This is a genomic window from Halobacillus litoralis (assembly GCF_004101865.1).
Lineage (GTDB): Bacteria > Bacillota > Bacilli > Bacillales > Halobacillaceae > Halobacillus > Halobacillus litoralis_A.
Window position 1 is genome coordinate 1,671,402 of the sequence record NZ_CP026118.1, and the last position, 12,588, is coordinate 1,683,989.

General features: G+C 41.5%; 9 protein-coding genes. 1 reads left to right on the forward strand and 8 read right to left on the reverse strand.

Annotation, left to right across the window (positions count from 1 at the left end):
* Positions 1–292: 292 nt before the first annotated feature.
* Both betA and betB read right to left on the reverse strand, forming a co-directional pair.
* Positions 293–1,981 (reverse strand): choline dehydrogenase, encoded by a 1,689-nt coding sequence (betA, locus tag HLI_RS08315; RefSeq protein WP_128524560.1) that lies wholly within the window; start codon positions 1,979–1,981, stop codon positions 293–295.
* A gap of 193 nt (positions 1,982–2,174) precedes the next feature.
* Positions 2,175–3,653, reverse strand: a complete 1,479-nt coding sequence (gene betB / locus HLI_RS08320; RefSeq protein WP_431357395.1) for a betaine-aldehyde dehydrogenase — start codon at positions 3,651–3,653, stop codon at positions 2,175–2,177.
* A 427-nt stretch (positions 3,654–4,080) separates the two neighbouring features.
* On the opposite strand from betB, the gene HLI_RS08325 reads away from it, so the two are divergent.
* On the forward strand, positions 4,081–5,052 hold the full coding sequence (locus HLI_RS08325; protein ID WP_164908520.1) for a C40 family peptidase: 972 nt from the start codon (positions 4,081–4,083) through the stop codon (positions 5,050–5,052).
* A 293-nt stretch (positions 5,053–5,345) separates the two neighbouring features.
* Here the strand turns inward: HLI_RS08325 and HLI_RS08330 are convergent, their stop codons facing one another.
* The 6 genes from HLI_RS08330 to HLI_RS08355 form a co-directional block, all read right to left on the reverse strand.
* Complete coding sequence (locus tag HLI_RS08330) at positions 5,346–6,086, reverse strand: exosporium glycoprotein BclB-related protein (RefSeq protein WP_206659645.1); 741 nt, start codon at positions 6,084–6,086, stop codon at positions 5,346–5,348.
* A gap of 294 nt (positions 6,087–6,380) precedes the next feature.
* A complete protein-coding gene (locus HLI_RS08335) occupies positions 6,381–6,809 on the reverse strand; it encodes a hypothetical protein (RefSeq protein WP_128524563.1) in 429 nt (142 codons plus the stop codon).
* 147 nt (positions 6,810–6,956) lie between these two features.
* Entirely contained in the window at positions 6,957–8,081 is a 1,125-nt protein-coding gene (locus HLI_RS08340) for a mannitol-1-phosphate 5-dehydrogenase (RefSeq protein ID WP_128524564.1), read from the reverse strand.
* Complete coding sequence (locus HLI_RS08345) at positions 8,081–8,521, reverse strand: PTS mannitol transporter subunit IIA (RefSeq protein WP_128524565.1); 441 nt, start codon at positions 8,519–8,521, stop codon at positions 8,081–8,083. The genes HLI_RS08340 and HLI_RS08345 overlap by 1 nt, the downstream gene beginning before the upstream one ends.
* Before the next feature lie 18 nt (positions 8,522–8,539).
* Entirely contained in the window at positions 8,540–10,633 is a 2,094-nt protein-coding gene (locus tag HLI_RS08350) for a BglG family transcription antiterminator (protein WP_128524566.1), read from the reverse strand.
* Between the two features lie 96 nt (positions 10,634–10,729).
* Positions 10,730–12,523, reverse strand: coding sequence for a PTS mannitol transporter subunit IIBC (locus HLI_RS08355; RefSeq protein WP_128524567.1), 1,794 nt, complete (start codon positions 12,521–12,523; stop codon positions 10,730–10,732).
* Between the last annotated feature and the right edge of the window lie 65 nt (positions 12,524–12,588).

The window sequence follows — 12,588 nt, forward strand, 5'->3', positions numbered from 1 at the left end:
CCATTCAGGGCACACAAAAAGACTACTTACATCCCCATGAGGTAGTCTTTCGTTTGGTAGCTTTATTACCTGTTGAGAGTAAAATCAACCTTATATCATGCCGCCCATTACCATGGGTGAGGGATATTTTTCATAAGTGACAAAAACGCTTTAATGGAGGTGCAATATATTTTCAATTTAAATACCAAAACCCATAAAACAACATCCAGTCAAAAAAAGAGAAGGCACTCTATCTTTAATGTATGCTTCATCAGCAAATACATTTGGATAGAGTGCCTTCTCCTGGAAAGCGTCATTTGGATTTAGATACTGTCCCTGCATCCGCCGGATGTACTCCGTGACGATAGAAATCAGCATCAATCGGATCCATCGGTTTACGCCCAAGGATGAGGTCTGCTGCCTTTTCCGCCAACATCAACACTGGTGCATGGATATTGCCGTTTGTTACGTAAGGCATGGCAGATGCATCGACCACTCGTACATTGTCGAGCCCGTGAACTTTCATTGTTTGCGGATCTACGACAGACATAGAATCTGAGGCGGGTCCCATTTTGGCAGTACAAGACGGATGAAGTGCCGTTTCAGCATCTTCTTTCACCCATTCCAAAATTTCCTCGTCTGTTTCAACAGTAGGACCAGGTGAAATCTCTCCTGCATTGTAAGGTTTCATAGCTGGTTGAGACATGATTTTACGCGTGACTCTTACAGCTTCCACCCACTCGCGTTTGTCCTGTTCTGTAGAAAGGTAGTTGTAAACCATGCTTGGATGCTCTTTAGGATCTTTCGAACGAATCTTCAATGACCCGCGGGCATCAGAATACATAGGTCCGACGTGTACTTGGAAACCGTGATCCGTCGGTGCTTTTTGTCCATCATACCGAACCGCTACCGGAAGGAAATGATACATCAGATTCGGATAGTCGACATCCTCGTTTGAACGGACAAAACCTCCGCCTTCGAAATGGTTGGTCGCTGCGGGTCCAGTGCGACCGAACATCCACTGCAACCCAATCCAAGGCATGCGCGCTTTATTTAAATTTGGCTGTTCAGAAACAGGCACCGGACATGCGTGTTGAATATAAACTTCAAGGTGATCCTGGAGGTTTTCCCCTACACCCGGAAGATCGACGACTGGTTCAATGCCAAGAGAGCGGAGGTGTTCAGCATCCCCTACACCTGAAAGTTGAAGGAGCTGCGGCGTATTGATGGCTCCACCTGAAAGGATGACTTCCCCTGCTTTAACTTGATGAGTCTTCCCGTTTCGTTGATAGGTCAATCCTTTGGCTTTCGTACCATCGAAGTCGATACTCTTAACGAAAGCACGCGTTCTCACCGTCAGATTCTCCCGCTTCATTGCCGGATGCAGATAGGCACGTGAAGCTGACAAACGCTGGCCTTTGTACACATGCTTATCAAACGGTCCGAACCCTTCCTGACGAAAACCGTTTACATCAGGGGTTCTTGAGTAACCAGCTTCTACACCTGAGTCAAAGAAAGCTTGGAATAAAGGATTTTTGGCTGGACCCCGTGTCAATTTAATCGGTCCATCTTGACCGCGAAGATCATCCTCTGGAGATGCTAATGCATTTTCCAGGCGTTTGAAATATGGAAGGCAATGCGCAAAATTCCACGTTTCCATTCCTTCATCGGCTCCCCAGCGTTCATAGTCCATTGGATTTCCGCGTTGATAAATCATACCGTTGATGGAACTCGAGCCGCCAAGTACTTTCCCTCGGGCGTGCTTGATACGTCTTCCATTCATATGCGGCTCTGGGTCTGATTCGTATTTCCAATCGTAAAGGCTTTTACCTGCTGGAAAAGGCAAAGCAGCCGGCATTTGAATCAAGAGGTCCCATGAATAATCACTGCGTCCCGCCTCTAAAACAAGGACACTTTTTTTCCCGTCTTCACTTAGACGATCGCCGAGTACAGAACCCGCACTACCGCCTCCAACAATGACAATGTCATATGTTTCACTCATATTCTGTTCCTCCCCGTGTTGAAATTGAAGAAAGGGCTTCAGACAATAGAAATAGCATTGCTAAAAACCCTTCTGCATTTATAAAATCCAGTCAGTCAATTGATTGTGTTTTTGGTATAAACTTGTGATTGTGAAGGAGTTTGAACCTTCTCCTCATAATTCTTCTATAGATAAAGAATAATAGATGGTCAGCTTAGAACCAGTTCATGGATTCAGGTTTATAGTTTTGGAATATATGCTTTGTTTCTGTATATTCTTCCATCCCTAGTCTACCTAGTTCGCGTCCGATACCTGATTGCTTAAATCCACCCCAAGGAGCATGTGGGAAATAAAGGTTGAATTCATTGATCCAAACCGTTCCCATGCGCATTTTCGCTGCACAGCGTTCAGCTTTTGCACTATCGCTAGTAAAAACGCCGCCAGCAAGCCCATAGATCGAGTCATTCGCAAGCTTTACTGCTTCTTTTTCTGTACTGAATTTCTCCACCGTGATAACCGGACCAAAACCTTCCTCTTGCACAACGGTCATGTCTGTTGTGCAGTCTGTGAAAATTGTAGGCAAGTAGAAAAATCCTTTTTGCAATTCCGGATCTTCCGGACGTTTGCCGCCAACAGCTAAGGTTGCCCCTTCTTTAACCCCTGCTTCTACATACTTCTCTACTTTCTCAAGGTGTTCAGCTGAAATAAGCGGACCCATTTGAGTATCTTCATCAAACCCGCTTCCCAGTTTGAAGTTTTTCACTCGTTCCACAAGTGCATTAACGAACTCATCGTGAATGCTTTCTTCCACAATCAGTCTTGTACCAGCAGAACAGATTTGTCCTGCGTGGAAGAACACTCCATTCATTGCTTGATCGACAGCTATATCAAAATCAGCATCAGCAAAGATGATATTCGGGTTTTTCCCGCCAAGCTCTAAGGCAAGCTTCTTCACATTCACGCTTGCTGCTTGCATAATTTTCTTTCCGGTCGCAATGCCGCCTGTAAAAGAAATAAGATCTACATCTGTGTTATCAGACAGCTCTGCGCCAACTGTGCCGCCTGCACCTAAGACCAGGTTAGCAACACCCGCTGGCACGCCAGCCTCCTCCATAAGTTCGAATACTTTTATAGTAGTAAGCGGTGTAATTTCACTCGGCTTCATGATTAACGTATTTCCAGTTGCAAGCGCTGGAGCCAGTTTCCAGGACGCTTGAAGTAAAGGATAATTCCACGGTGTAATTTGTGCACAAACACCCACAGGTTCGTGAACCACTTTACTGTTCGAGTTCGGCACTGGAGAATCGATCAGTTCTCCGCCATCTTTATCAGCAAGTTCTCCATAATAACGAAACACCCCAGCGATATCATCCATATCTCCACGGCTTTCTTCTACTGTTTTGCCAGTATCCAATGATTCTAAATAAGCAAGTTCTTCTTTGTCTCTTTCGATCAATTCAGCAATTTTTCTTACGACAGCCCCTCGTTCAGTAGCTGGAGTAAAAGCCCATTCTCCGTTATCAAATGATTCTCTTGCTGCAGCGATGGCAGCTTTAGTATCTGATTCATCACCTTCAGGAACAACGGCGATAATTTCCTGGTTAAATGGATTAATAATATTGCGAGTGTGCGCTGATTTCGCGTCCACCCAGTTACCATCAATGTATTGTTGCAGTTTTAAGTTCAAGTTCATTTTGATCAACTCCAATTTTGAAGTAAGTTAAGTTTGTTAAGAATTTATTTAACGTTTTTAACACTAACATGTCTTTCTACAGCTGTCAAAGTTAACTCGAAGGAAACAATTGTTATGAAAAAGAAAGCTGAAATACAAAAATGTTTGAGTTATAAACAAAAAGACTACTTCCCAATAAAGGAAGTAGTCTTTCGATTGGCAGCTATGTATCGTAAGTGTTTGAAAATAAGTAACTCTTCAAATGAAGCAGGTTGTTCTGCCTTATGTTCAAACTGATAGGCATTAACGATAACTTGATAGATTAAAAAATAAATAGAAATTCAGCATATTTGTTACACAACTGTAAAATCGTGTCGAATTATAATATGCTACGATATATTATATGAGAAAAAACTACCAATCAATACATAATCAGGAGGTATATTCTTTGGGAAGGAAATTTTTCAGTGTCGTTTTAGCCAGCCTTTTAGTAATGACAATCTTTGTACCACATACTTACGCAGCATCTGCTTCAGGCGATGAAGTGATCCAACGCGCAAAAAAACATCTTGGAACTCCATACGAGTGGAGTGGAGAATCCCCGCATGGGTTTGATTGTTCAGGATTTACATACTATGTAATGGAGAAAGTAGGAATTAATCTTTCAAGGGGTTCCTATGATCAATATAAACAAGGGACATCTATAGCAGCATCGAACCTTCAAAAAGGAGACTTAGTTTTCTTTTCTGGCACACATAAAAAAGGCATCTCCCATGTAGGGTTCTATATCGGAGATGGGAAAATGATTTCTGCTACTAAAAGCAGAGGAGTTGCCGTTGATCCCGTGTTCTCTGGTTATTGGGGAGATAAATATACAGGTGCCAAAAGGTTTTTAGATAACAGTTTCTTCAGCGATGTTTCAACTGATTACTGGGCTTATGATGGAATAAAGCATTTAAATGACGAAGGAATCATCAATGGTTTAACTGATGGAAGTTTCGGACCTACTGACAATGTAACCAGAGCACAAGTTGCTAAAATGGTAAGCAAGTCATTGAACCTTAACTCTTCTTCCTCCAGTCATTTCAAGGATGTTTCCTCATCTCACTGGGCTTATGGTTACATCAATGCTGCAGTTGAAGCTGGTTTGGTCAATGGTTATGGAAACAGTACTTTCAAACCAGATGAAGATATTACTAGATCTGAAATAGCCGCCATCGTCAACAGAGCTTTCGAATTTAGCAGCAAAAACAGTTCTAATCATTTTAAAGATGTGAAATCTTCTCATTGGGCCTATGATGACGTGTATGCACTAGCTTCCAATTCTATTGCTACAGGATATAATGACAACACATTCCGCCCTAACGAAGAAGCAACAAGAGCTGAATTCAGTGCATTCTTGTATCGTGCTTTAGATTAAATAATTATATATATATTCCTTTAACCCAGTTGAGAGGTGATTAAACCTCTCATCTGGGTTTTTATAAAAAGCAAACCACTACGTTCATAGTAAAACCTGCGTTTTATATACCCATCTATTTTTCCTCCACTATTTATAGCGAGTACTCAAAAGTTTTCAAGGACTATACCCTCAACAATACCAACAGATGCTCCTAACTATAGACAGACCTGGATATACAGACATTTTAATAAGTCGATATCAGCAACTTCTTCTCAATTATTTTAAGTCTTGTAATTATAATCCAATATGGATCAGCTTATAGAAACTCCTGCCCCCGCTGCACCTGTAAGTGTAACAGCAAGTGGAATCCCATCTGTGATTTCTACAGAGAAAACCATTAGCAGACGCTCTCCTGCAGTTACTGGTAAGGACAAAGTGTCATTAATACCGCTGCTCGTATCATTAATATTGATGACACCTGTGTAGGATGGAGATAATGTTACAGAGGCCCCTGTAGGAGAGAAAATATTACTATCTTGAGAAGCAATATATAATTCTGCTGTAACAGTTGCTGTTGATCCAATGATGTCTAACCCTACTGTACTACTGAAGAATGCAGAGATTGATGTAATTTCTCCATCACGAGGTGCCGAAAATGCAAAGTTAGGTAAACCTCCAATATTGGCAAGGTTTATTTGCCCATCTAAAAGCTCCACACCAGGAGCAGAATCTCCAAATCCTACAAGACTTGTAGTGCCTACTAACCCATCTAAAAGACTAGTTAATTCAACAGGAGTAATACCGGACGCATACGGAATGATAGCAGTGGAACCAGGTAATCCTTGAGGTCCTTGCTCCCCTTCTGGCCCTTGCTCACCCTGTGGCCCTTGGGGTCCAGTTTCTCCCTGTGGTCCTTGAGGGCCAGTTTCTCCAGTTTCTCCTTGCGGTCCCTGCAATCCTCTAGGACCACGTGGACCAGGTGGACAGTCACTCCCTAAACTTTGCGGCAGGGGAGGACAGCAACTACTATTTAAAGTTCTTCTATTTACCAAATTTCCCATCTCCTTTTCATATGGTTATAGTATGAAAGTAATCTATTTTCTGCATGGGCAAGAATGCAAGAGATAGTAATTAATGAATATACCTAGGTCTATAATCTTAGGTAGAGTCTGTAAAAATGGAATTTGATAACCTCGAAAGGAATTGTACAAGTAAAAAGAAAAAAACCATTTTCATCAAATTTAAATAAGGCAAGATTCTATTTTATGTATTAAACTGTTATATTTTCACTACAACCAATAATAGTACTCCCCAATAAAAAACCCTCACTTAAGGAGGGGCATTTGCTACATTTTTTTGATTTCTACTTTGGGTTCTGAATAACTTAATACTTCGAATAAATATCTTTCCTCGGAAAATCCAAAACACATTAACTTTTTTTCATCTTCATCTACTATGGCTTCCAAATCCCTTTGCCATTTAATAAAACTTGAGTTTTCCACTTTAAAATAAGGCCATACTCCACTTTCTACTACAGACTGTTCATCAATTAATTCAGCTTTGATAATATCCACTCTGTCAGCTTCTTCAGAGTACCGAACTCCAAATGGGTACTCAAATATAAACGTCACTTGTCTCCCTACAGAATTAACACCGTTCTCATCCAACAAAGTGAACTTTAGCTCAAGACGATATGGAATTTGCTTGAACTCATCTAAAGAAATAAAATTGGTCAGCTCTTCATGTGGTTTCCAGGTGTGAATAATCTGCTTCATCTTATGACCTCCGCTCTATAGGATCTTCTGAATATTATACACATTCAATTTATTCACCGATTTTATTAATCTATCCGTTGACCTCCATAAAGAAAAGCACCCTAGAGAGTTAACATTTTATAATGCCTACTCTATAGGGTGCCTGTTTTAGTTAATATGCTTTTCTACTGCTTTGACTAGTGGATGATTCTCATTTATCTCTGCGATTTCACAAAAGGCTCCTACTTTACCTTTCTTACGAATCATACCCTCTAGCTCGATGGCTTCTGCATCATCTTCATTACGATAGTCAAGTGCAGCTGCAATCACTTCAGCCAGGTGAACTGGTTCTTCATTTTTCAAGCGGATATATTCTAACGCAGGGCGCACAAGCCGATCTTTAGGTCCCAGCTTACGAATAGGACCACGCCCTACCCGTGTGACTTCATCAGACAGGTCGGGGTTTTCGAACCGGCTGATTATTGTATCAATGTATTCCTGGTGTTTCTCTGTGTTAAATCCATATTTTTCAATGAGAACTCCACCGGATTCACCTAAGGCTGCTTGAGTTTTATTTTTAATCTTTACATCTTCCAAAGCTTCTTTAATTGTATGGTGCCCGTTGTATTTTCCAAGATAGGCAGCCACAGCATGGCCGGTATTTACTGTAAATAATTTTCTTTCAATGTAAGGTGTCAAATCGTCCACGTAAGTGATGCCTTTAATGTCAGGGAGTTCGCTGGTAACGGAAGACGTCTCTACCACCCACTCATAATACGGCTCTACCATTACAGTTAGTGGATCTTCCTGGTTTTGGTTTGGAACAATCCGATCAACCGCAGCGTTTGGAAAACTGATTCGGTCAGAAACCCATTCTTTCTGTTCTTCATCTAAGTTTTCATACACGTGGTTTTTGAGGGTTTCCGTACCTCCGACCATATTTTCGCACGCAATGACGAGCCCAGTGCTCTTCTTCTCGCCCAACCCTTTTGCCAGCAATGGAGCGATCATTGGTAAAACATTCGGACCTACCGCCGTCGTAATGACTTCTGCTTCAGTAATGGCTTCTATGACTTTTTCTTCATCATTCAAGCTGTTCAACCCGGATACGTTAGTCACTTCCATGTAATCTTCCGTACCGGCGAGCTCAACACGGTAAGCCTCTTTCTTATTCAGTTCGTCAATCAATTCCGTGTTGACATCTACAAAAGTGGTTTCATAGTTTGACTGGAATAGTAATGCTCCAATAAACCCTCTTCCAATATTCCCGGCTCCGAAATGAACGGCTTTCATCAGTCCGTCACCTCATTAAAAATGCTGATGATTTCTTCTTTGGATTTTGCACTAATAATCTTATCAATGTTTTCTTCCTCTGAGCATACAATCGCGATTTTAGAAAGGACCTCTAAATGTTCGTCTCCTTTCCCGGCAATCCCGATGAGCAATTTTACGATATTTCCATCCCCGAAGTCCACTCCTTCTGGAACAGTCACAACAGCGATCCCAGTCTCCAGAACTGCTTTTTTCGCATCTTCTGTTCCGTGCGGAATCGCTACATAATTCCCCATGAATGTTGAAGTGACCTTTTCCCGTTCAAGCATATGGTCAATGTATTCTTCGTTCACATAACCATTGTCACGAAGCAAGGCACCTGTATATCGAATCGCTTCCTCTTTGGAATCAAAACTTTGGTTCATTTCTATTGTTTTAGCAGTTAAAATATTTTCAGACATATTCATTCTCCTCTTTGATTATAATTTTTCTTTAAAAAACTGATGAATCTGATTAGAAACATAGTTTTTTATGACGTGTTCATCTTTTGATTGAAATGCTTTCGTACTCTCAGGATCTTCAATGAGCAGAGAACTGAGAAAACTCAAAACTTCAAGTCCTTCTTTACTTATATCCTTCGGGGCGAGCATTAAAATAATTACATTCGAATTCATACTTTCCCCATCCATTCCCTTGATAGCTATGGAGTGGTCAAGTATGATCACCGTGAAAGAAGGAACAGGGATGTGATCCTGACGTGTGTGATAGAGAGCTAACCCCGTATCAGGGACCCCAAGACCCCCGACCTTTTCTCTATCAAGTAAATATTTCGTTATCGACTCCCAACCCTTTAGGGCTCCTTCGTTTTCAAGTCGCTCACAGGTCCGGTCTAAGATTTCTTTTTTGTCCTGTGACGAACACTCATATACATATAGCGTGTTCAATATTTGACTGACAACTGTTGCGTAGCGCTGAACACTTTTGACAGAATCCTGAATGGCTTGAAGCGTTTCATCTTCCATTTTCCCAGGTACAGGTTGATCAACCCTCTTCATCGTCTCCACGATTTTAGCCTTCCTGATTCTATGTTGAATACGATGGACATCAGCCGTAGGGAGCATTGGGTTAACGAGCACATAATCTTCGACTTTTTCTAGTGGTATCGTTGAGACAATTAAATCATAATCATTAAAATCCAATTCCTTCAAATCAAATAAAGACTGATGGTCGACTTCTTCAATCTCCTGAAATTGACTTTGAAGTTTAGCAGATAAAATTTTGGCCGTTCCGATTCCGCTTGAACATACGACTAACGCCCTTACCCATTTGCCCCCTTCCATATTTAACAAGGCACTGGCAAAATGCATGACTAAAAAAGCGGTTTCTTCCTTTGGAAATTTCAAAAGAGGGAATACGTGCTGAACAGCTTTTTCTAAAACAGCGAAAAGTTCTGGATAATCTTCTTCAATTTGGTCTTTTAATGGATTTGAAATATCCATTCCTTGTTGAATCCGGTATAGGCTTGGCTTTAAATGGATGACCAGATCATTGAGCAGTTGTTTGGATTCATACAAATTTATTTGAATGGAACTAGATACGAATTCAATCATCTGCTTAGCCTTGAAAGCTACACTTAAACTACTCTCTTCAAGAACAAAGTCTTCATTATACCGAACTTTTGCTCCCATTAAATGCATCGTGATATACCCTGTCTCAGCTTCTGGTATATCCAGATCGAATTTCTGTTCCAGTTTCTCTATTAATTTTTCAGCTGCTTCAAACTCACGGGCTACTTTTAATTCTGAGAGGTATTCTTCCTCCATTTGTATAAATTCCCCCTGCTGAAGCCGTTCAATCGCCAAAGCCAAGTGAATGACCAATCCGATATAAGCACTGTCTGCCAGAGGATAAGCAAGCTGCTCACGGATTGTATCTACTGTTTGTTCAATAAGAGAAATTTTTTCCTTGTTCACAAGACCGAGAAGGTGGTCCGATACAGAATCCAGCATGGGAGAGCCCGTCTGAACATTGTCGCGAAGAAGTCGTAAAAAATCGTGCTCATCCATACGTTGCATGATGATGAACCTTATCGCTTCTCTGATATTAGCCTCTTCCCCTTGTACCTCCACACCGTATCCACGTTTTCGAAGTAAGTACAATTGAAAGTCTTTTAGCACGTCTTCGATTTTATCAAGATCATGACTGATGGTGGCAACTGTAACTCCCAACTCATTCGCAAAAGTGAGCAGTTTGACAGGTTCTTTTGCCTCAAGCAGTCGGGAAAGAATTAACACTTGACGTTCTTCAGGTGTATAGTCCAACAAGTCATGTCCGTAAATGGATGATTTCAATGCATCTTCATCTTCCCTATTGCCGAGAATGGCCAATCCGCTCCCGGATTTCTTCTGAAGTTTCAATCCATGTTTACTTAATATGGATTCCACCCCTTTTAAATCACGATGAACGGTCCGGGTGCTGACGTCCAACAAATCCGCGACCTCTTTTACGGTAATATCCTGGCGAGCTTCCAGCAGCAATTGAATGACTTTTCTTTCTCTTGCTGATATATACACGTTATTCCCTCCCTTCTCTGCACGTAATACTAGAATGGGCTAAGAACGATGATATAACCAAAAAAGAGCCATATTCGACTCTTTTTTGGAAGTGAATCAATCGTTTTTCAGTGTTTCTACCAATTCATCATATTTAGGACTATTCAAGAAATTCTCTACGGAAATGTGATGAGCATTTGGCGCTTTATGCCTTGCGCGTTCTGTCAGATCTTTGTGGGTAATGACTACATCCACATCCTGCGGCAAGTCGTTGATCGCCATGTTAGTGACATTGATATCAATGTTTGCTTTTTTGAATTTATTCTTCAGCAAAGAGGATCCCATCGCACTTGATCCCATCCCTGCATCGCAGGCAAAAATGATTTTATCAACATTGGAACGATCAAGAGCTGGAACATCCTCTGTACTTTCATGTTCCTCACTAGCACTTGAACCATTCTTTAATTCTTCCACTAACTCATTATACTGAGGACTATTCAGGAAATTCTCCACAGAAATGTGTTTGGCATGAGGCACTTTCTGCTTGGCGCGTTCCGTCAAGTCTTTATGGGTAATGACTACATCCACATCCTGAGGCAAGTCATTGATCGCCATGTTAGTGACTTCAATGTCAATGTCCGCTTTTTTGAATTTATCTTTCAGCAAAGAGGATCCCATCGCGCTCGAGCCCATGCCGGCATCACAAGCAAAAATGATTTTATCGACTTGGGAGTAATCGAGTTCAGGGACTTTTTCTGTAGCTGCATTTGTGCTTTTAGTATCCTGCTTCCCTGTTAATTGATCAGATACTCCACTTTTCTTCCCTTTCATACCTTCCATCTTAGCTGTTGCTTCTTCCATATCACCTTCGCCATCATCTTTACTTGCTTTCAAAATAATCGAAGATACGATAAAGGAAACGGCGGCAGCAACTATTACCCCTGCTACAACTCCGGCATAGCTTCCTCTTGGTGTCATACCTAATACTGCGATGATACTACCTGGTGAAGCAGCAGCTGTCAGTCCAGCATTAAAGAAAGCAAAAGTTGCTGTTCCTGAAATACCACCAGCCATAGCGCCAAGAATGATAAGAGGCTTTGATAAGATATAAGGGAAGTAGATCTCATGTATTCCTCCCAAGAATTGGATAACCGCTGCACCTGGAGCCGTTTGTTTGGACGTTCCTTTTCCAAAGAACATAAAGGCAAGTAAGACGCCAAGTCCTGGCCCAGGGTTTGCTTCAAGTAAGAATAAAATCGATTTCCCTGTTTCTACAGATTGTTCGCTACCAAGCGGTGTTAAAATTCCATGGTTAATGGCATTGTTTAAAAACACGACTTTGGCAGGCTCTATGAATATGTTTGCTAGTGGCAGTAAACCAGCAGAAATCAAGAAATCTACACCCATACCGAGAACCTCAGTAATGCCTAAGAAGAGCGGGCTTAACGTGTAGTAAGCAAGGATAGCCAGAACCGCACCTAAAATTCCTGCGGAGAAGTTATTCACAAGCATTTCAAAGCCTTGACGAACTTTCCCCTCAAAGAATTCGTCCACTTTCTTCATTAAATAACCAGCGATCGGGCCTGCAACCATAGCCCCGAGAAACATCGGGGTATCCGGCGAACCGACGATGACACCCATGGTAGTTGTTGCAGCAACAACTCCACCACGTAACCCATGAATCAAACGTCCACCTGTAAAAGCGATTAATAATGGCAATAGATACGTGATCATAGGCCCGACCATACCGGCAAGGTCTTCGTTCGGTAACCATCCATCCGGGATAAATAAAGCGGTGATAATACCCCAGGCGATAAACGCAGCAATGTTTGGCATGATCATACTGCTTAAAAAGCTGCCAAACTTCTGAACTTTCGCCCTAACTCCTGATTTCTCATTGTTTTGAGCCATCAAAGTTCCTCCTTCGTCTCTTTTGTTTCTTATCTTTAACTTAATTTTAAAGCGGTTACAGGGTT